The sequence below is a fragment of the Wohlfahrtiimonas chitiniclastica genome, from assembly GCF_002252325.1.
GTDB classification, from domain to species: domain Bacteria; phylum Pseudomonadota; class Gammaproteobacteria; order Cardiobacteriales; family Wohlfahrtiimonadaceae; genus Wohlfahrtiimonas; species Wohlfahrtiimonas chitiniclastica.
On the sequence record NZ_NEFL01000002.1, the window covers coordinates 27,724 to 48,964 of the forward strand.

The following is a 21,241-nucleotide window of genomic DNA, read 5'->3' on the forward strand; positions in this document are numbered from 1 at the left end:
TTTCTCTTTCTTTATTTAAATATTAGGATCTTTCATGGCCGTTGGTAAAGAGATACGTACAAAGATTAAGAGTGTTAAAAACACTCAGAAAATCACAGGTGCAATGCAGATGGTTGCAGCGAGCAAGATGCGTAAAACGCAAACGAGAATGCTTGCTACTAAACCATATACAGAGCAGATCGTGAAATTGGTTTCTCATCTTTCTCAGGCTGAAGTTGAATTTGATCATGTCTACCTCACTAAACGTGAAGTGAAGAAGATTGGTATCATTGTCGTAAGTAGTGACCGCGGTTTATGTGGTGGCTTGAATAATAACTTATTCAAGCTCCTCTCTGCGGACATGGCTAAATGGTCAGAACAAGGCATTGATGTCGAGTTTGCGACCATCGGTAATAAAGCAAATACCTTCTTTAACCGTTATGGTGGGAAAATTTTGGCAACAGCAAGTCATTTAGGTGACCAGCCTTCTATGGCTGACTTGTTAGGTGTAATGAATGTGATGTTAACCGCCTATCGTGACGGTGAAATCGATGAGTTGCACATCTACTCGAATGCTTTTGTGAATACAATGGTTCAAAAACCATATGGTATGAAGTTGTTGCCGTTAGACTTATCTACATTCAAATCGCTGAAAGCTGAGTTTGACGAAAAAGATGAGATTGAGACTATTGATTTAACGCAAACAATGAAGTGGGATTATATCTACGATATGGATCCTAAAAAACTCGTTGAGTTGGTGTTGAATCGTTATCTTGAATCGACAATGTACCACAGTGTTATTGCAAATATCGCATGTGAAATGGCTGCCCGTATGGTGGCGATGCAAGCTGCGACGGATAATGCTGAAGCCATTGTTGATAATTTACAGCTCGTGTATAACAAAGCGCGTCAGGCTGCAATTACTCAGGAAATTTCTGAAATTGTTGGCGGTGCAGCAGCCCTTTAAAATCTGGGCAGATTGAATGAGAATAGTAATTTTTAGAGGTTAAATATGTCAGGAAAAATTATTCAGATTATAGGGGCTGTCGTAGACGTAGAATTTCCACGCGATGCAGTGCCTAGTATCTATAATGCATTAAAAGTTGAAGGCCAGGATTTGGTTCTTGAAGTTCAACAACAATTAGGTGACGGCGTAGTTCGTACAATCGCGATGGGTTCATCAGACGGTTTACAACGCGACTTAACTGTCATTGATACAAAAGCGCCAATCTCTGTACCTGTTGGTGCAGCGACATTAGGTCGTATCATGAACGTATTAGGTGAGCCGGTGGATCATGCAGGTCCTGTAAGCACTGAAGCCCATTGGGGTATTCATCGCAAACCACCTAGCTACGAAGAACAATCAGGTTCTACAGAATTATTAGAAACTGGTATCAAAGTGATCGACTTACTTTGCCCATTTGCAAAAGGTGGTAAAGTTGGTTTGTTCGGTGGTGCCGGTGTTGGTAAAACTGTAAACATGATGGAATTGATCAACAACATCGCTAAAGCGCACTCAGGTTTATCTGTGTTTGCTGGTGTTGGTGAGCGTACTCGTGAAGGTAATGACTTCTATCACGAAATGAAAGATTCTAACGTATTAGACAAAGTTGCGATGGTGTATGGTCAGATGAATGAACCACCTGGTAACCGTTTACGTGTTGCTTTGACTGGTTTGACAATGGCTGAATACTTCCGTGACGAAGGTAAAGACGTATTATTGTTCATCGATAATATCTATCGTTATACCTTAGCTGGTACTGAAGTGTCTGCATTGTTAGGTCGTATGCCTTCTGCGGTAGGTTATCAGCCAACATTATCTGAAGAGATGGGTGTGCTTCAAGAGCGTATCACATCTACGAAGAAAGGTTCGATCACATCAGTTCAAGCGGTATACGTTCCTGCGGATGACTTAACGGATCCATCACCTGCAACAACGTTTGCTCACTTAGACGCAACCATCGTATTGTCTCGTGACATCGCATCTTTAGGTATTTACCCAGCGGTAGATCCATTAGATTCAACGTCTCGTCAATTAGATCCTCAAGTGATCGGTAAAGAACACTATGACGTTGCTCGTGGCGTACAAACTGTATTACAACGCTATAAAGAGTTGAAAGACATCATTGCAATCTTGGGTATGGACGAATTGTCAGAAGATGACAAATTGGTTGTTCAACGTGCTCGTAAGATTCAACGTTTCTTATCTCAACCTTTCCACGTAGCGGAAGTATTTACAGGTGCACCTGGTAAATATGTGAGCTTGAAAGATACGATTGCAAGCTTTAAAGCAATTTTGGCCGGTGAGTGTGACTCTATGCCAGAACAAGCTTTCTACATGGTTGGCGATATTGAAGAAGCTAAAGCACGCGCAGCGACGCTTTAATCTAATTGAATAGGGAGTCTCAATGAATACAATGCATGTTGCCATCGTAAGCGCAGAAAAAAAATTGTTTTCTGGAGATGTCACTTTTTTTGCAGGAACAAGTATTTCAGGTGAGTTAGGGGTATTTCCTGGTCACTTGCCATTGTTAACGCAATTGGTTCCTGGTCAAGTTCGATTAAAGACAGCTGAAGGTAATGAAGATGTGTTCTGGATTTCTGGCGGTATTTTAGAAATTCAACCGAATCAAATTATCGTGCTAGCTGAGTCTGCTGAAAGAGCGGATGATCTTGATGAAGCGGAAGCTAAAGCAGCGAAAGAGCGCGTTCAATCTATGTTGAATAAACATGAGAGCGACTTTAACTTTGCGAAGGCTCAAACAGAATTACGTGAGATCAGTGCAAAAATCGATGCCATTGAACGTTATCGTCGTATCGGTAAAGTTTAATGATGTGAATCATCAAATCAAAAAAAACCTGCCATTGGCAGGTTTTTTTATGTCTGAAGTTGAGAAGATTTAATCTTTGCCGTTCACAGAGCGATCTGCTGCCACTGTAAAGAGCACATCGGTCGATGAGTTGATGGCAGTCTCCACTGAGTCTTGAATCACGCCCACAATGAAGCCAATGGCAACCAATTGCATTGCAACGGTGTTATCAATGCCAAAGAGGCTACAAGCTAAGGGAATCAATAACAATGAGCCGCCTGCAACGCCAGATGCACCACATGCCCCCACAGCCGCCACAAAGCTTAATAAGATGGCAGATAAGAAATCCACTTGAATGCCTTTCGTATGAACTGCAGCCAATGTGAAGATGGTGATGGTGACAGCTGCGCCCGCCATATTAATGGTGGCACCTAAAGGAATGGAGATGGAGTAAGTCTCTTCTTTGACGCCCAATTTTTTACACAATGCAAAGTTAATGGGTAAGTTTGCCGCTGAGCTGCGTGTGAAAAACGCGGTTAAACCACTTTCGCGAAGGCATTGAAAGACGAGTGGGTAAGGGTTTGAACGGGTTTTCCAATAGACTAAAATGGGATTGATGACAAAGGTGACAACCGCCATCGCAAGCAGTAAGACTAAAACCAATTGCACGTAATCTAATAAGGATTCTGCACCTGTTGTGGCAATCGTTGAAGCCACTAAGCCTAAAATACCTAAAGGCGCAAAGCTGATGACAAAGCGTACAGCTTTTGTCACCACTTCGGCACCATCTTCCACCACTTTTTTGGTGGTATCGGATGTGTGACGCAAGGCAAAACCAAACACCAAGCCCCAAAATAAAATGCCGATGTAGTTCGCAGACACAAGCGCATCGACAGGGTTATCCACCATTTTCATCACCAATGAGTGCAATACATCCAAAATATTGCTTGGAGAAGATTGCACGGCGGCGGCTGGCAAGGATGAAATGGTGATCGGGAAAATGAAGCTCACAATCACAGCCACAACGGATGCGGCAAAGGTACCCAGTAAATAAAGCACTAAGATTGGGCGAATCGCGGATTGATTTTCGGTGGAGGTTTTATACTTAGAGATGGCCGACATAATTAAGAAGAAAACCAACACAGGGGCGATGGCTTTTAAGCCATTGACGAAGATGTCCCCAAGAAGTTGTAATGCGTGAGCGGTGGTTGAGGAAGTAAAGCCTATAATGATCCCTAAAATAAGGCCAATAAAGATCTGTTGGATCAAGCTGTACTGATTGATAAAATTAAGTAGTTTCCTCATGAATGCTCCTGCAAAATAAAGGCGACAAGCCGTCGCTCGAAAGGAAAAATATAGCAAGTAATTGTCAGTTTGAAAACCGAATAAACTCGCCATCCGAAAATGCTTTTTATACAATAGAAGGATGCTTGACATTTAAGGGAGTGGTTATGAAAAAAATCAAGGTTTGGGATCTGCCCATTCGACTGTTTCACTGGTCTTTGGTGGTGATGATCGTTGTTTGTATCTATACCATTAACGTGGACAATGTGACGGCGCATCAATACGCAGGGACATTTGTATTGGTGTTGTTACTGTTTCGTGTGCTTTGGGGGTTATTGGGCAGCACCACGGCAAAATTTTGGGACTTTGTGAAAGGACCAATGTCTGCGTATCAATATCTACGCTATGGCATCACAAAAACAGAAGGGCACAATCCACTTGGAGCCTATATGGTGCTCTTGATGTTATTGGTGCTTTTTACACAAACAATCACAGGATTGTTTTTAACGGATAATACCTATTTGCACCAAGATTCACCATTATATCAATGGGTGGGCAGTGATGCACGCAGCGTGTTAAAAACCATTCATCAATATAATCTTTATGTGATTTATACGATGGTGGGCTTACATGTGGCGGCCATTGTGCTCTATTTCTTAGTCAAAGGGCAAAATTTGATTAAAACGATGGTGGTGGGCACTCGCTCGGAAGATGAGTGTCATACGCCATTTGCAACCTCGATAGAAGGCAACCGTCCATGGTTGGCATTGATCATCTTTGGATTGGTGGGCGTATTGGTGCCTTATTTCTTATATGGCTATGTGAAAAACATTGGGTTGATCACATGGATTGAAAATACATTGATTTGGTTAAAAGGATTATTGTTGTGAGTCGCAGTTTATTAAAATCATCCGCTTTAGAGCGCATAGGAATCGCTATGATGCTCATCATTCCTATGACGCTGATACTGTTGTTTGTGGTTTACAGCAAATAGTGTGCGCGAATGGCATCGATGTCCGCGGACAACGCTTCTGTGAGATATCGATCGCTCGTTTTGTGAGTGGCTTGTATGGTGTGTAATGCAGTGTCTAAATACGCTGCTTTCACGCCAAATAAGCGCTCAATGGTTGCTTTGGGAATCTCTATTCCTGCCATCTTTTCATGTTCATGTTTACGTGCCTCATAGAGGGCAATGGCCGAATCATTTGAACGCAAATAATCTTCCATAATGTCATCGATGTGGACATCTAATGCGCTCAGCAAGAGATAAGCCCCAAAACCGGTACGATCTTTCCCTGCACTGCAATGAAAGAGCATGGTTTCACCGCGATTGGCACAATCAATGAGCGTGCGGTATTGATGATGAAAATGCGTGGGCAATTTCTCATAGATGGATTGGTAATAAAAATCAATGTTCCCTTCTGTTAAATGGTTTAAGTCAAAGGTGTTGTGATCAAATAAATTGGCAACATTAATGGCAGCCGCTTGACGAGGAAATTGTGCATTAAAGGTTTGTGTCAATTCAGGGCGCTTCTCATCTTCTTCCCGAAAATCAATAATTGTGTCTAAATTGAGTGCATGCAAGCGTGAAAAGTCATCTTTTGTGCCATATTCAGGTGCGGCGCTTCGAAAAAGTTTATTTGCGCGGATGGCCGCATTTTCTCTGGTCTTAAGGGGTGAAAAGTCTCGGAAATTTAAGATGGAATTCATTGGATACTCCTAAAAAATGATCTATTTTTATACATATGCTTGCCAAGCTTATTATAAATGGATATTATACGCACCTCAACGCAATCCATGCCTGGGTGGCGAAATTGGTAGACGCAGCAGACTTAAAATCTGCCGACCCTTAACGGTCGTGCCGGTTCGATTCCGGCCCTAGGCACCATATATATCAAAAAACCTGACTTTATGTCAGGTTTTTTGTTGCCTATCGAAAAAGCCCACCAATTCTCGGTGGGCTTTTTTATAGTGAATACTTTCCCCGTGACAATGTCTGTCTTTAGACGTTATCATAAGCGCAATCATGATCGATATTAATAATATTTCATTGAGTTTAAATAAACATCAATGAGTTTTTAGATTTTCTAAATTAAATTTGTACTGAGTGAGTTGCGAATGCACATAAAAAAAGGTTTCAAGTATCAAAGAAATATGGTGACACTGTTATGTGGCTTAGCCGTTGCATCTTGTGCAGTGAATGATGGACATCAGACACACACATGGGATCCTGTGGAAGATGATCCAAATTATGTGTTAAAAGCGCAAGCAAGTGAGCAACCTTTAAAACAGATTCATGGTGCGCTCTCTTTACAGCGAGCAGCAGAAGAGATTCTGAAATACCATCCACGTGTTGCTCAAGCAAAGGGCAATGAAAACAGTGAGCAAGAGCGCATCAACATTGCCAAAGCAGGATATTATCCTCAGATCAACGGCGGATTGGGCACACAATATAACAATAATCGTTCTCGCAATGATCGATACGGCAAAGATTACATCCAAAATTTAAATCTGGAAGTGAATCAAGTGTTGTATGACTTTGGTAAAACCTCCAGTGCTGTTAAAAGTGCAGAATATGGTTATTTAGGCGCCAAAGCTTATACAAATATGACCAATGAGGAGCTGGTGCATGCCGCGTCCTTAGCGGTGATCTCAACAGAGCGTTATCAGAAAATGATCAATCTTGCAAAAGAGCAAGTGGCGCGTGTGAAAGATTTAGGTGGCTTAGTAGAACAGCGTTATGAAAAGGGCGCGAGTAACTTGTCTGATGTGTATCAGGCGCGTTCGCGTTTAGATGATGTGCAATCAGAAGAGTTAGACACCGTGTCACAATATCAAAGTACATTACGCACGTTAGGCATCATTACAGGTCAGCGCGATATCACGGGTGCTCAAGTGGGGGCATTGCCTGCGACTTTATCTTTAGCCTGTTCGACTGCGCCTGATTGGAAAAAAGTGCCAGCATATGCAGTTGCTGAATTAGAGGCTGAGCAAGCTTTGGCAGATTTAGAGCGCGCGCGTGCTAATGAATTGCCCACCATCGCGCTTCGTGGCAATGCATCCCATCCTTTAAATGCGAAACCTCGTTATGGTTCACGTACAGATGCCACCGTGGGCTTAAATGTGACGGTGCCTGTGTATCAAGGTGGCAGTTTATCTGCATCGAAACGCGCCGCACAAGGGCAAGCGGAGTCTGCTGCTGCACGTAAAGCCAATGTTCAGCTGGAAATTGGTCAAAAAATGACAGAAGCCCAAGTGCGTTTAGAGAATTTAAAGCAGCGTGCAAATTTATTGTCTCGTCGTGTGGAAAATCTAAAAAACACCAAAGAATTATATAAACAGCAGTACTTAGAGTTAGGTACGCGCTCATTGTTAGATTTGCTCAATTCTGAGCAGGAGTATCATCAGGCACGAATGGAAGTTGTGAACAATCAATTAGACATTGTTCAAACTCAAGTGGATTGTGCCTTTTATCAAGGTAAATTAATCGATCTTTTGAAGATTGAACCATAATTAAAATCAATGATGGACTGCCATGATGATCCCCAACAGGTGTTTGGGGATTTTTTTATTGAAAAGTGTATAGTTTTGTATATTGTCTTTTAGCAAAAAAATATATAATACCCTGAAATAACTAAGCAATGTATTGGAACAATATTTGTGAACAAGACAAAAGACAATAACGCAACGACAACGGAATCTTCCACACAGCAAACGGGTCGAAATCTCTATGCACCTTGGATAGAAGCCATTTTAATGGTGGCCAAACATTATCGCCTTGAGTGTTCAAAAGAGAGTATTTTGCTCACCAGCCAGTGGTTGCAACAAGAATCCACCGTCGATGTACTGCGCAGCATGGCGCGTCAAGCGGGCTTAACTTTAAGTGTGATTGAGCTGTCAGACAATGATCTGACCGTTTGGCGCTTGCCGCTTGTGGTGCAATTTAAGCAAGGGCAAATTGGCATCGTTGATACCTTGGATCAAGATGGCTACATTGGCATCACCTATTGTGGGGATCAAGGTGCGAAAAGCCGTATCAGCCAGCAAACGCTTTTAGAAAATGTCACCTTAGCATTGGTGCTGCGCCCATCGCATACGGTGTCAGATGCGCGCATTGATGATTACATCAAGCCGCATGATCGCAATTGGTTTAAAAAGATTGTATTGCGTGATTGGAAGCCTTACAGCCATATTTTTATCGCATCTTTAGTGGTCAATATTTTGGCATTGGCCGGCATTTTATTCACACGTCAAGTGTATGATCGCGTGATTCCGGCCGAATCGTATCCAACATTGTATGTGCTCTTTAGCGGTGTATTTGTGGCGATCATTTTTGGTTTTGTGATGCGAAAACTACGCACCCGAGTCACTGACTTATTGGGTAAGCGCGCAGATTTACGCATCTCAGATCGCGTGTTTGGGCATGCGCTGCGCATTAAAAATACGCATCGTCCACGTTCAACGGGCACATTCATCTCACAAATCCGTGAACTGGACAGTGTGCGTGAGCTTTTGACCTCCACAACCGTGACGGCATTTGCAGACATGCCCTTTTTCTTTTTATTCTGCATTGTGTTTTGGTACATTGCCGGCTCTTTAGTGTGGGTGCCGATCGCTGCTGTGATTTTAATGATATTGCCTGGGCTTTTAGCACAAGGTAAATTGCGCGCTTATGCCAATCAAGCCATGCGTGAAAGTGCGCTGCGTAACGCCATGCTTGTGGAGGCAATTCAAGGCAATGAAGACATTAAAACGCTACAAGCTGAACAGCGCTTTCAGGCGCAATGGAACAACTACAATGCAGTGGCTGCGGATGTGAATTTGCGTCTTCGCTCTTTAATCAGCACGCTCAACAGTTGGACGCAAAGTGTGCAAACAGCTGCCTTTGCGGTCATTGTACTCTTTGGGGCGCCCATGGTGATGGATGGAGAACTCTCCACCGGTTCATTGATCGCAGCCTCGATTTTAGGCGGTCGCATGATTGCACCGATGGCCGGCATTACACAAATTCTCAGCCGTTGGCAGCAGGCAAAAGTTGCCTTAAATGGCATCAATCAATTGATGGAATTGCCAGTGGATCATCCTGTTGGGCAAAAGAAAGTGCATAAAAGTGCCTTGCAGGGGCATTATCAAATTAAAAATGCCCATTTTGCTTATCATGCTGAGCAACAAAATGCATCGCTCACCATCAAGAATTTAGAGATCAATCCCGGAGAAACGATTGCCGTTTTAGGGCGCAATGGTGCAGGGAAATCGACATTGTTGCAAGTGTTGTCCGGTTTATTAGAACCGAAAGATGGCACAGTGACCATCGATGGCGTAAGTCTTGGGCACATTGATCCTGCGGATGTGCGTCGTGACATTGGTTTGATGGGGCAAAACTCAGGGTTGTTTCATGGCACCATCCGTGACAATTTAACCTTAGGGGCACCATTGGCCACAGATGATGAATTGATGCGCGCCTTGAACATGACGGGGGTTTTGTCCTTCATTCAAAAGATTCCCACAGGGCTAGATTATGTGATCGCCGAAGGTGGGCGCGGTTTATCGGGTGGGCAGCGCCAATCGCTTTTATTGTCTCGCTTATTTTTACGCAATCCCCACATTGCTTTGCTTGATGAGCCGACCTCTGCGCTTGATGAAGTGACTGAAAAGCAGTTCATTGCTGCCCTCAATGAGTGGCGTAAGGGCAAAACAGTGGTGATCGCAACCCATAAAATGAGCATCGTGAATTTAGCTGATCGCATCATCGTGATTGATGATGGGCAGATCGTGTTAGATGACAACAAAGAGAATGCATTAAAACGCTTATCAGGCCAAGCATAAGCACAACAGTTTAAAGAAATCATAGAGGTTTGCATGGATAAAGCGACGCAAAACAGACACATTTTGCTGATTGATCATGATGAGGATCAGCATCGTTATAAAGATGACATTGGAGATGCGGAGATTGTGAAATCATCGCGCATCATTTGGTGTTTTGTTTTCTTGATTGTGGCATTAATCATTTGGTCATATTTTGCGAATTTAGTGGAGGTTTCCACAGGTTCAGGCAAAGTGGTGCCCACATCAAGAGAGCAGGTGATTCAATCGCTAGAAGGTGGGATCATTGCAGATTTACATGTGCGTGAAGGCGACATTGTGGAAAAGGATCAAGTCTTGGCACAGTTAGATTTAACAAAAACCGAAGCGATCGTTGAAGAGAGCGCCGCTAAATATCGTGCCGCCTTAGCAAGCATTGCGCGCTTAGAAGCAGAGGTGGATCAAAGTGATTTGGAATTTCCGGATGAATTAGATGACTTTCCTGAGCTCATTCAAGCGGAAACGCGTTTATATAAAACACGTCAAAATGCTTTGCAACAATCATTAAGTGGGCTTGAGCAATCCCTTAATTTGGTGAAATCTGAATTACAATTGACGGAAAATTTAGCCAAAAAAGGCGCGGCCAGTAATGTGGATGTTTTAAAATTACAGCGCCAAGTGGCGGATTTAGAGCTACAAATTACGGATAAAATGTCTGAATACATGGTGCAAGCGCGCCAAGAATTGAGCCGCGTGCAAGCAGAAGCGGAATCTTTAGAATCTGTGGTGCGTGGGCGAGAAGATTCATTGTCCCGCTTGACGTTGCGCTCACCTGTGCGCGGGATTGTGAAAAATGTGATGCTAACCACGCGTGGCGGTGTTGTTCCACCAAATGGTGAGTTGATGCGCATTGTGCCGCTTGATGATCAATTGCTGATTGAAGCGCGCATCTCCCCGCGTGATATTGCTTATATTCACCCAGGACAAGAGGCAAAAGTGAAGATCACCGCCTATGATTACGCCATTTTTGGGGGCTTAGATGGTCATGTAACGGTGATTTCGCCAGATACCATTCAAGATGAAGTCAAACCCGATGTCTTTTATTATCGTGTCTTTATTTTGACGGACACAGATTCCTTGGTGGATAAAAAAACCGGGCATGCTTTTCCGATTGTGCCGGGGATGATTGCAACGGTGGACATCAAAACGGGTGAAAAAACCGTCTTTGATTACCTCATGAAACCCTTTGGGCGCGTCAAAGAGGCATTGCGTGAGCGATAAACGATGACATGTTATAGAATGGGCGCATGATCGAATAGAATAAAGGAATACACATGACCATCCATAAAATCGCCCTTTGTGCGGTGCTTTGCAGTCCGCTGTTTTCACCATTGTTGGCCGATGAAGTACAAACGAACCATTACCCAAATGGTCAGATTAAAAATGAAGCCCATTTTGTTGATGGCATTTCGCATGGCATGACAAAACATTGGTACAAAAATGGTCAAACATCGATGGAAGTGATGTATGACCATGGCCAAGTGGTGAGCACGGTGTCTTATTATCCTGAAGGGCAGATGCGGATGCGAGAAACATTAGATGATGTCACGGGCATTTTAACCACAGAAGCTTGGTACACAACCGGTGAAGTGAGTCACCGTTTTCAAGCGAAGAAAGGGCGCAAAGAGGGTACCTTGGTGAAATATGCGCCCACGGGCTTAAAAGTGGCAGAAGTGAGTTACAGAGATGGCGTCAATGATGGATGGTGCCGCATTTGGGGCGAGCGTGATGTGTTAGAAACAGAACTCTATTACGAAAAAGGCCGTCTTGATCGTCAGCGCTCAACGAAAGGGGACGTGTGCCGCGTGGACATTTGGCGCTTTGGCTTTCGTTGATTGAGGGAATCAATCAGTCGATTCATAAAACTGTCATATAATTGACGCATAATTGTCATATTTCTCAGGTGGAAGATGATGTATGCAGAAAATCATATTGATTGTGGAAGATGATGATGCCTTAAGGCAAATGTTGGTCATGTTGATGCAAAGCAGTGGTTTTGCGGTGCTTGAAGCGCGTGATCAGCCCACCGCCTTAGCAATGTTGAACGCGCAAACGGTGCATCTTGCCCTCATCGATTGGATGATTCCAGGCGGCAGTGGCATTTCGTTGATTAAGCAACTGCGTAAAGATGAAAATTTAAAACACATTCCCGTCATCATGCTGACGGCAAAAACCGCAGAAGATGATCAAGTCCAAGGCTTTGATGTCGGCGCCGATGATTATGTCACCAAACCTTTTTCAAATAAGCAGTTGTTAGTGCGCATTAAAGCACTTCTTCGGCGCATTTACCCTGAAGATCAACCACGTTTGATGATCAATAATTTAGCCATTGATGAAGCGTCCCATCGCGTGTTCATCGATGATCAAGAAGTGGAGTTGGGCCCCACAGAATATAAATTGCTCAGCTTTTTAATGCAGCGTGCAGAGCGTGTTTTTAGTCGAGATCAGCTCATTGATCACATTTGGGGCAATGATGTGTACATTGATGATCGCACGGTGGATGTGCACATCGGTCGCCTACGCAAACAACTCGAACAAGGCGGCGTTGCCAAAATGATTCAAACGGTGCGCGGCGCGGGTTACCGTTTATCAGCTCAAGTCAAAGAGTGATCATGATGCTCAAACAAACCTTCCTTAAACGCTTTTTACTTGAACTCTTTTTAACACTGCTTCTTTGCGGCATGATTGGCTTACTGTTTGGGCACTTCTTATTGGGCTTATTGGTGGGCTTTGTGGGATTGGTGTGCTGGCATTGTTATCATCTGTTTCGTTTATCCCGCTGGATTTGGCAGAAAAATGCCTTGTATCCACCCGAAAGCTTTGGCAGTTGGGAGATCATTTATTATGGTCTTCATAAGCATCAACAGCGTTTGCGTTCACGGCAAAATGAGTTGGCACAGATCATCCGTTTATTTCGTCATGGCGTGGACACATCCCCGGATGCTTTGATGATTGTGGATGATGCAGGCAACATTCAATGGTGCAATCAACGCGTGAAAACACAGCTCAACATCCGTTGGCCAGATGATAAAGGACAAAACATTGTCAATCTGATTCGTGATCCGGCTTTGGCAGATTATCTGCAACAAGAGGATTTTAGCGAGCCCTTAACCTTAAAAATTCACCAAAAACACTATATGGAATTTCGGGTACTGCCATACGAACACAGCCGCCATATCATTGTGGCGCGCAATGTGAACGACATTTATTTAGCCCAATTGCAGCGCAAAGACTTTTTCACGCACGCAAGCCATGAGCTCAGAACGCCGCTGTCGGTCGTCAAAGGTTATGTGGAGATGTTCGAAGAAGATTTAGTGCCAGAGAATCAAAAGGCGCAAACCTGGCAAAAGGTGCAATCACAAATTGAGCGCATGGAATCACTCATTGGGCAGATTTTATTATTAAGTAAGATTGAGAATATGTCCGCCCATGCGGTGATGCATCGAATCAATGTGGCAAAACTGTTAGATCAATGGATCAGCAGCATCATAGAGGTGCACCCCGATTATGAGATTGTGGCAAACATCGAGGCGAATCTCTCCATTATGGGGCATCAGGATCAGCTCTACAGCGTGATGTGCAATTTGATTGATAATGCCATTAAACACAATCCATCGGGCACAAAGATTCAGATCACATGGGCAAGGGCATCAAAGGGCGTGTTGTTCAGCGTGCAAGACAATGGCGTTGGGATAGCAGGGCATCATTTGAATCGCTTAACGGAGCGCTTTTATCAAGTGGACAGCGCACACACGCATCAAAAAAACAGCTCAGGACTTGGGCTGGCCATTGTGAAACATGCCCTTCGTCATCATGGCAGCGATTTAAGCATTGAGAGTTTTCCGAATCGTGGTTCAACGTTTTCTTTTGTCATTCCTGCACATTTGATTGTGGAATAAAAAATTTATTGTCATCTTCTTGTCACATTCATTTTTTACACTAAGGTCAGTTAAATTAAAAAACATCTCTAACAAGGAGTTAAGCATGAAAAAGATTGGTTGGACCCTCGCATTGACCGCAGCCGTTTCCTTTAATGCAGCACACGCAGATGTGAACATTACAGGTGCGGGCGCATCCTTTCCGGCACCTGTGTATGCAAAATGGGCAGACACTTATCATAAAGAAACAGGCGTGAAAGTGAACTATCAAGCGATTGGCTCTTCGGGTGGAATCAAACAGATCAATGCAAAAACGGTGGACTTTGGGGCAAGTGATGCACCTTTATCTGATGATCAATTAAAACAAGATGGCTTAATGCAATTCCCAACTGTGATTGGCGGCGTTGTGGTGGCGGTGAATGTGAAGGGCATTGAGTCGAATCAATTGGTGCTCGATGGTCAAACCCTTGGGGACATTTACTTGGGTAAAATCAAAAACTGGAACGATGCAGCAATTGCTCAATTGAACCCGAATGTAACATTGCCGAATCAAGATATTAATGTGGTGCGCCGCGCGGATGGCTCTGGTACAACCTTTGTATTCACAAGCTACTTGAGCAAAGTGAATGCCGAATGGAATCAGCAAGTGGGTAAAAGCACGACTGTGAAATGGCCTGTGGGCGTTGGTGGTAAAGGCAACGATGGCGTTGCGGCATTTGTTCAGCGTTTACCGGGATCGATTGGTTATGTGGAATATGCGTATGCTAAACAGAACAACTTAGCGTATACAAAACTCTATTCTGCAGAGGGTCAAGTGATTTCGCCATCGGCTGAAAGCTTCAGTGCTGCTGCGAAAAAAGCGAATTGGGCAGAAACTTTTGCTCAAGATTTAACGAATCAATCTGGTGACAATGCATGGCCAATTACATCCACAACCTTTATCTTATTACAAAAGGTGCAGGACAATGCTGAGAAGGGCAAAGCAGTTTTAAACTTCTTTGATTGGGCGTATCAAAATGGGCAACAAGCGGCGGTGGCATTAGATTATGCCGTGTTACCCGACAATGTGATTGCAGAGATCAAAAAAGCGTGGGCAACAGAGCTCACAACTAAAGATGGTCAAGCACTCATTGAATAGGACGAGTCATCACATATGGCTAAAGTGAAAAATACACAAAGATCCCCATCGAAGGTTGGGGATCTCATCTTTGATAATGTCGTTCGCGTGGCGGGGATTTTCGTCCTGTTATTGTTGAGCGGCATTATTATTTCTTTGATCATCGCCTCGATGCCGAGCATTAAAGAGTTTGGGCTGCCGTTTTTATGGGATAAAAACTGGGATCCGCCCATGGATGAATATGGTGCATTGGTGCCCATTTATGGCACGATTGTCACCTCCATCATTGCTTTGGTGATTGCGGTGCCCGTCAGCTTTGGGATTGCCTTTTTCTTAACAGAGCTCTCGCCGTTATGGTTGCGCCGTCCGCTTGGAATCGCCATTGAGCTATTGGCAGCCATTCCTAGCATCGTGTACGGCATGTGGGGCTTATTTGTGTTTGCGCCCATCTTTGCAGAATATTTTCAGATGCCGATGAACGACATTCTTGCGAACATTCCGATTTTAAATCTCTTTTTTACGGGCCCAGCGTTCGGGATTGGTTTACTGGCGGCAGGTTTCATCTTAGCCATCATGATCATTCCGTACATCACATCAGTGATGCGCGATGTGTTTGAGCAAACGCCGACTTTAATGAAGGAAGCGGCATATGGCATTGGCTGCACAACATGGGAATGCATTCGCTACATTGTGTTGCCGTACACCAAAAATGGTGTCATTGGTGGCGTGATGCTTGGTTTAGGGCGCGCCCTTGGGGAAACGATGGCGGTGACGTTCATCATCGGTAATACGTATCAATTAGACAGTTTATCGCTCTTTATGCCGGGCAACTCCATTACATCATCCTTGGCCAATGAGTTTGCAGAGGCAGAGCCGGGCTTACATTCGGCTGCATTGATGGAGCTTGGTTTGATTCTATTTGTGATCACGTTCATTGTGTTGGCATTGTCTAAATTGATGTTGTTGCGCTTGAGTCAAAAAGAGGGGAATCGCTGATGAGAGATGAAAGCATGGCGATGCGTTTACAAAAGCGCCGCCGCATTAAAAATCGCTTAGCCATTGGCATTTCAATGATTGCCGTACTCTTTGGCTTGGTGTGGCTGACATGGATCTTATATTCCACCGTCACAAAAGGCATGGGCGGACTGTCGCTCGCCGTCTTTACAGAGATGACGCCACCGCCAAACACTGAAGGCGGCGGTTTAGCAAATGCCATGATGGGGAGCTTATTATTGGTGGGAGTGGCCACCTTGATTGGCACACCGCTGGGTATTTTATCAGGCATATATTTGGCAGAATATGGCCGTAAAAACTGGTTGGCAAGCATCATTCGTTTCATCAATGATGTGCTGCTCTCTGCGCCATCGATCATCATTGGTTTGTTTGTTTATATGGTCATGATCGTGCCCATGGGGCACTTTTCAGGTTGGGCAGGGATTGTGGCATTGGCATTGATTCAGTTGCCCATCATTGTGCGCACCACAGAAAATATGTTGTTACTCGTGCCCAATAATTTACGAGAAGCAGCCTATGCCCTTGGCACGCCGCGCTGGCGCATGATTTTAACCATTACGTTAAAGGCATCGGTGTCTGGTATTGTCACAGGCGTATTATTGGCGATTGCCCGCATTGCAGGGGAAACAGCGCCTTTACTCTTTACTGCATTGTCAAACCAATTTTGGAGCACCGATCTCAATGCGCCCATTGCAAACTTACCCGTCACCATCTTTAAGTTTGCCATGAGTCCATTTAAAGAGTGGCAGGAGCTTGCTTGGGCAGGGGTGTTATTGATCACGGTGTTTGTGTTGTTTCTCAACATTTTAGCCCGCGTATTGTTCAGTCAGAAGAAAAGGTAAATCCATGACGCAAAATTCAACACACAATAAAATTGAAGTGCGCAACTTGAATTTTTACTATCAAAAATTTCATGCTTTAAAAGAGATCTCCATCGACATTAAGGCGAATGCTGTGACCGCGTTCATTGGCCCTTCAGGTTGCGGTAAATCCACATTGCTGCGTACATTCAATAAAATGTATGCGCTGTATCCTGAGCAATATGCACAAGGAGAAATTTTGCTCAATGGGCAAAATATTTTAACCGATCGCCGTGACATTTCATTGCTGCGTGCGCAAGTGGGCATGGTGTTCCAAAAGCCTACGCCTTTTCCGATGTCCATTTATGACAACATTGCCTTTGGCATTAAGCAATTTGAGAAATTATCCCGCGTGGAGATGGATGAGCGCGTGGAATGGGCTTTGACGAAGGCGGCGCTTTGGGATGAAGTGAAAGATAAAATTCATCAAAGTGGCAACAGTTTGTCAGGCGGGCAACAGCAGCGTTTGTGCATTGCGCGCGGCATTGCCATTAAGCCTGAAGTGTTGTTGCTCGATGAACCATGCTCGGCGCTTGACCCGATTTCCACGGGGCGCATTGAAGAGCTCATCACTGAGCTTAAAGACAGCTATACCGTGGTGATTGTGACGCACAATATGCAACAAGCGGCGCGCTGCTCAGATTACACCGCATTTATGTATTTAGGTGAGTTGGTGGAATATGGCAAAACCGATGACATTTTCACCTCTCCGATGAAAAAACAGACCGAAGATTATATTACAGGCCGTTATGGCTAAAAGGGGCGAGTGATGGATTATTTAGGCAAACACATTTCTGGGCAATATGATGCCGATTTAGCGCACATTCGCCGCGAAGTGATGACAATGGGTGGGTTAGTGGAGCAGCAGTTCAGTCATGCGATTCGCACCCTTTTAGAACATGATGTTGAATTGGCAGAACAAGTGATTGCAGGGGATCAAAAAGTCAATCAGATGGAAGTGGCGATTGATGAAGCCTGTGTGAAAATCATCGCAAAGCGCCAGCCAACGGCCAGTGATTTACGTTTGATCATGGTGATTTTAAAACTGATTGCAGAGCTTGAGCGCATTGGCGATTCAGCAGAAGCCATTTGTAGAATCGCCAAGCAAGATTTTACGCCAGAGCAACTGAGTTTATTGACCTCTCTTGAAACGATGGGCAACAGTGTCATGAAGATGCTCAAAGATGTGTTAGATGCCTTTACGCGCATGGATATGGATGCAGCCTTGACGGTTTATTTAGAAGATAAACGCATTGCCCAAAAATATGATTTGGTGATCCGCCAAATGATGACATTCATGATGGAAGATCCCCGTTCGATCCCCAATATTTTGATCGCGTTAAATTGCGCGCGCTCCATCATGCGAGTGAGTTCTCGTTGTCAAAACATCAGCGAATTGGTCTTTTATTTTGTCAAAGGTCAAGATTATCGTCATGTGGGGGATGATGTGATCGAAAAGCTCTTAAAAGAGCGTGAAAATCCAGCCTAAACTTGAGATAAATGTTTGAAATCATTTTAGTTGATTACGATCAAGGATCGAAGGTAAGGGCTAGGCTATACTGATCTCAGTGGTTCCTACAACTCTACTAACAAGGGGGATGAAGATGGGTTGGTTTACGATGCCGGTGATGTTCAGTTTATTAGGTGTGGCTTTTATTATTGGGTTTGCTGCATGGATGTATTGGTTTGTGAGTTCAAAAATTAAAGAGGAAAACTCACAAAGCCAATCATAATCATCTTCTGAAGATCATCAATGATCATTGAAAATGCTTCATGTCGTAAAGGTATTGGCCTTGATGAACTGAAGTATTTTTTTTGCGCACTCATCAGAGAAAATGAGCCCCGTATGGCTCACCGGTAAAATGGTGTGATCCGTCATGCCTTTGATTTTGGTTTCCTCGATGGTGACGGTGCCATCTGAGGGAATGTTTTTGCCACGCGCAAAAAGTAAACGAGCACCCATTGACGAATGCCCAGCAATCGAACCTAATGGAATCGTTGGCCATTGCCATTCGTTGTGCTTAGGCAAGAGGGTGGCCAGGCTTTTGCCCATCAAAACATCTAAACGATATTGCTGCACAAATGTCACCACGGATGCGCCTTGCCACGGTGTGCCAAGGGTGACCACTTTTTTCACTTGTGTGATGTCAGTGAGCATAGCGATCGCTTTTTGTGCCAATAAACCGCCTAAACTGTGGCACACTAAAATGACCGGTCCATCGATCTTTTCAATATAATCGGCTAAGCGCTCTGCGCTTTGTTCAGTCGATTGCGTCAAGGTGTGATAGGAAAAGATTTCTGCGGGGTAATCCTGGTGCTTAAAAAATTGCTTAAGGCGCACCATCACCACACCAGACATAAAGAGTCCATGCACGAGGACGATAGTGGGCAGCGGTTGTTGATGATTGGCAGTCATTATTCATCCTTATATTTGATAATATTATTAAAAAGTATATATTAATAATTAATATAAATTATTTTAACATGATCGGCATGTCGGATCTATCATAATGCATTTGAAAACATTTGTAAGTGTTGTATTGCAAAATAATGACGGTTTTTATTTAAAAAATATATATTATTGGCGTACAATTATTTATAAGTGATTGAAATTATTATTTAAGATGTTGTCTTTAATTTAATAAACTAAATTGCGTAAACTTATGTAAGGGCGTAATCTTGTTTTCATGATTTAGGCATTGATTAAAGATGTTCCGATCATGTTTTCAAATGGAAAAACAGAAAGGGGAACGATAATGAAAACCAATATGGTCTACAGAGCGAATGAATACAATGTGTGTGAACGCGGCAATTATCGCAGCCATCGCTTTTTCTCTTATGGCGGCTTTTATGATGCGGATCGTACGCAGTTCGGAACCTTGCGTTTATTGAACAATAACTTTTTCACAGGCCCTGGCCGTTTTGGTCAGCAACATCACAGTGATTTAGAAGTGATCATCATGCCATTAAATGGTGAAATTGAATACACAGACAGCCGCGCCCATCGTTCGATTGTCAAAAAAGAAGAAGTATTGGTGGTGAGTGCAGGCACAGGCTTGAGTTATGCCATCAATAGCGTGAATCCTAAAGAAGAAGTCAATTATCTAAAAATTTGGGTGATGCCACGTAGACGCGGTTTAACACCCCGTCATCAAGTGTGTGCGGTGGATACAGATATGTTCGCCAATCGCTTTCATTACTTTGTTGCGCCTGATAATGTGATCAGTAAGGATCGTGCAGTGATTCATCAAGATGCATGGATTGCGGCTTCAGAAGTCGATCCTAAGAAAAAAATCACCTACACGAAGAAAGATGCCAAAAATGGTGTGTTCATTCGTGTGTGCTATGGCGACATTAAAGTGCGCGATCATGTGTTGTCAGAAGGCGATTGCATTGCCTTTGATGATAAACAAGACATTAAGATTGAAGGGATCACGCAAAACCGCTTTGTTTTGCTTGAATTGCCGATGAATGTAACGCTGTACGATTCAGAAGATTCGATCACTATCCCACCTAAGATGTAATCGAAGAATCGTCAGCATTACTTGAAGCAAAGCCTGATTTTATCAGGCTTTTTTCGGTTGTTTGGCCACCCAAAGGGAAATTAAAATGATGGTAGAACCAATCGTGAATTCAATCGGCATGTCAATCGTGCCGCCAAACAATAGATTGATCACAATGCCAAAGGGAATGAGCAAATTATTCATCACCGATAATGTGGCCGCGGAGACTTTTGTCGCCCCTTGCAACCATAAATATTGCCCAAGCCCTGTGGCTAAAAAGCCCACATAAAATAGGGATAAAAGCGTGCTGGTTTGCACGGTGAATTTTGTGGTGCCAAGGAGCAACCAAGTGGGAAAAACCACCACAAATGCACCTGCAAAGAACCAAAAGAAGCTTTGATAATTTTTGCGTGATTGCGTTTGTGTGCGTTGATAATAGGTTTGCCCAAACGCAAAAACAAAATTTGCCGTTTGCATCAGCACAAATCCCATGACAAATGATGGAGAAATGGTTTGATAACGAATGATCGCAGCGCCAATCACCGCTAAAAATGCCGCCATAAATGCGCGCGCCTGAAACGTTCTGTCAAAGAAACTTCGAATGATCACAATGTAAATCGGCGTTGTGATGGAAAAGAGCAGCACCTCAATCACGCTGATGTAATGAAACGCTTGATATAAAAAAATGTACGTCAAACCAAATTGGCATGCACCCACGAGCATCAATTGCCCAATCTCTTGCAGCGATGTTTTGCGCACAAAGGGTAAAAAGATCACGATGCCGCACATGATGCGGATCAATACCGCTAAATAAGGATCGACAAATGGAGCGATGTACAGGCCAATCAATGAGAACGAGAGTGACCATAAAATGGAGATGACGGACAGTTCTAACATAATGAATTTTGCTGAGCTAAAAACGACATCATAGTGC

20 protein-coding genes and 1 tRNA gene are annotated in these 21,241 nt (G+C 43.7%); 17 read left to right on the forward strand and 4 right to left on the reverse strand.

Annotated features, from left to right (window positions below):
* Window positions 1–34 precede the first annotated feature (34 nt).
* From atpG to B9T10_RS05290, 3 genes are read left to right on the forward strand one after another with little or no spacing between them, the layout of a single operon-like run.
* Window positions 35–946: a F0F1 ATP synthase subunit gamma gene (gene atpG / locus B9T10_RS05280; protein WP_008316838.1), complete on the forward strand. Its 912-nt coding sequence runs from the start codon at window positions 35–37 to the stop codon at window positions 944–946.
* Between the two features lie 45 nt (window positions 947–991).
* Window positions 992–2,365 (forward strand): F0F1 ATP synthase subunit beta, encoded by a 1,374-nt coding sequence (gene atpD, locus B9T10_RS05285; protein WP_063503974.1) that lies wholly within the window; start codon window positions 992–994, stop codon window positions 2,363–2,365.
* A gap of 22 nt (window positions 2,366–2,387) precedes the next feature.
* Window positions 2,388–2,810 (forward strand): F0F1 ATP synthase subunit epsilon, encoded by a 423-nt coding sequence (locus B9T10_RS05290; protein ID WP_008316842.1) that lies wholly within the window; start codon window positions 2,388–2,390, stop codon window positions 2,808–2,810.
* Window positions 2,811–2,879: 69 nt separating this feature from the next.
* Here B9T10_RS05290 and sstT read toward each other — a convergent pair whose 3' ends face one another.
* Window positions 2,880–4,094 carry a serine/threonine transporter SstT gene (gene sstT / locus B9T10_RS05295; protein WP_063455459.1) on the reverse strand — a complete coding sequence of 405 codons (1,215 nt, stop codon included), beginning with the start codon at window positions 4,092–4,094 and terminating at the stop codon, window positions 2,880–2,882.
* 146 nt (window positions 4,095–4,240) lie between these two features.
* On the opposite strand from sstT, the gene B9T10_RS05300 reads away from it, so the two are divergent.
* On the forward strand, window positions 4,241–4,963 hold the full coding sequence (locus B9T10_RS05300) for a cytochrome b/b6 domain-containing protein (RefSeq protein WP_094538033.1): 723 nt from the start codon (window positions 4,241–4,243) through the stop codon (window positions 4,961–4,963).
* A 91-nt stretch (window positions 4,964–5,054) separates the two neighbouring features.
* On the opposite strand, the gene B9T10_RS05305 is transcribed toward B9T10_RS05300, so the two are convergent.
* Window positions 5,055–5,783, reverse strand: coding sequence for a tyrosine-protein phosphatase (locus B9T10_RS05305; protein ID WP_094538034.1), 729 nt, complete (start codon window positions 5,781–5,783; stop codon window positions 5,055–5,057).
* A gap of 89 nt (window positions 5,784–5,872) precedes the next feature.
* Here B9T10_RS05305 and B9T10_RS05310 point away from each other — a divergent pair.
* The 12 genes from B9T10_RS05310 to phoU all read left to right on the forward strand — a co-directional run bounded on the left by B9T10_RS05310 (window position 5,873) and on the right by phoU (window position 18,293).
* A tRNA-Leu gene (locus B9T10_RS05310) sits at window positions 5,873–5,961 on the forward strand.
* 266 nt (window positions 5,962–6,227) lie between these two features.
* Window positions 6,228–7,586 carry a TolC family protein gene (locus B9T10_RS05315; RefSeq protein WP_246782163.1) on the forward strand — a complete coding sequence of 453 codons (1,359 nt, stop codon included), beginning with the start codon at window positions 6,228–6,230 and terminating at the stop codon, window positions 7,584–7,586.
* A gap of 147 nt (window positions 7,587–7,733) precedes the next feature.
* Entirely contained in the window at window positions 7,734–9,899 is a 2,166-nt protein-coding gene (locus tag B9T10_RS05320; RefSeq protein WP_094538036.1) for a type I secretion system permease/ATPase, read from the forward strand.
* 33 nt (window positions 9,900–9,932) lie between these two features.
* Window positions 9,933–11,156 carry a beta-barrel domain-containing protein gene (locus B9T10_RS05325; protein ID WP_008316142.1) on the forward strand — a complete coding sequence of 408 codons (1,224 nt, stop codon included), beginning with the start codon at window positions 9,933–9,935 and terminating at the stop codon, window positions 11,154–11,156.
* Between the two features lie 53 nt (window positions 11,157–11,209).
* Window positions 11,210–11,770: a toxin-antitoxin system YwqK family antitoxin gene (locus B9T10_RS05330; RefSeq protein ID WP_008316143.1), complete on the forward strand. Its 561-nt coding sequence runs from the start codon at window positions 11,210–11,212 to the stop codon at window positions 11,768–11,770.
* A gap of 82 nt (window positions 11,771–11,852) precedes the next feature.
* Window positions 11,853–12,545, forward strand: a complete 693-nt coding sequence (gene phoB / locus B9T10_RS05335) for a phosphate regulon transcriptional regulator PhoB (RefSeq protein ID WP_094538037.1) — start codon at window positions 11,853–11,855, stop codon at window positions 12,543–12,545.
* Between the two features lie 2 nt (window positions 12,546–12,547).
* Entirely contained in the window at window positions 12,548–13,834 is a 1,287-nt protein-coding gene (gene phoR, locus B9T10_RS05340; protein WP_094492968.1) for a phosphate regulon sensor histidine kinase PhoR, read from the forward strand.
* An 85-nt stretch (window positions 13,835–13,919) separates the two neighbouring features.
* Complete coding sequence (pstS, locus tag B9T10_RS05345) at window positions 13,920–14,951, forward strand: phosphate ABC transporter substrate-binding protein PstS (RefSeq protein ID WP_094492967.1); 1,032 nt, start codon at window positions 13,920–13,922, stop codon at window positions 14,949–14,951.
* A gap of 15 nt (window positions 14,952–14,966) precedes the next feature.
* Window positions 14,967–15,926 (forward strand): phosphate ABC transporter permease PstC, encoded by a 960-nt coding sequence (pstC, locus tag B9T10_RS05350; protein WP_008316150.1) that lies wholly within the window; start codon window positions 14,967–14,969, stop codon window positions 15,924–15,926.
* Complete coding sequence (pstA, locus tag B9T10_RS05355; protein WP_094488975.1) at window positions 15,926–16,786, forward strand: phosphate ABC transporter permease PstA; 861 nt, start codon at window positions 15,926–15,928, stop codon at window positions 16,784–16,786. The genes pstC and pstA overlap by 1 nt, the downstream gene beginning before the upstream one ends.
* Window positions 16,787–16,790: 4 nt before the next feature.
* On the forward strand, window positions 16,791–17,561 hold the full coding sequence (pstB, locus tag B9T10_RS05360) for a phosphate ABC transporter ATP-binding protein PstB (RefSeq protein WP_008316153.1): 771 nt from the start codon (window positions 16,791–16,793) through the stop codon (window positions 17,559–17,561).
* 12 nt (window positions 17,562–17,573) lie between these two features.
* Window positions 17,574–18,293 carry a phosphate signaling complex protein PhoU gene (phoU, locus tag B9T10_RS05365; RefSeq protein ID WP_008316155.1) on the forward strand — a complete coding sequence of 240 codons (720 nt, stop codon included), beginning with the start codon at window positions 17,574–17,576 and terminating at the stop codon, window positions 18,291–18,293.
* A gap of 282 nt (window positions 18,294–18,575) precedes the next feature.
* Here phoU and B9T10_RS05375 read toward each other — a convergent pair whose 3' ends face one another.
* Window positions 18,576–19,220, reverse strand: coding sequence for an alpha/beta fold hydrolase (locus B9T10_RS05375; protein WP_063504013.1), 645 nt, complete (start codon window positions 19,218–19,220; stop codon window positions 18,576–18,578).
* A gap of 340 nt (window positions 19,221–19,560) precedes the next feature.
* On the opposite strand from B9T10_RS05375, the gene B9T10_RS05380 reads away from it, so the two are divergent.
* Window positions 19,561–20,328, forward strand: coding sequence for a pirin family protein (locus B9T10_RS05380; RefSeq protein WP_008316158.1), 768 nt, complete (start codon window positions 19,561–19,563; stop codon window positions 20,326–20,328).
* A 42-nt stretch (window positions 20,329–20,370) separates the two neighbouring features.
* Here B9T10_RS05380 and B9T10_RS05385 read toward each other — a convergent pair whose 3' ends face one another.
* Window positions 20,371–21,204: an EamA family transporter gene (locus B9T10_RS05385; RefSeq protein WP_094538038.1), complete on the reverse strand. Its 834-nt coding sequence runs from the start codon at window positions 21,202–21,204 to the stop codon at window positions 20,371–20,373.
* Window positions 21,205–21,241: the final 37 nt, after the last annotated feature.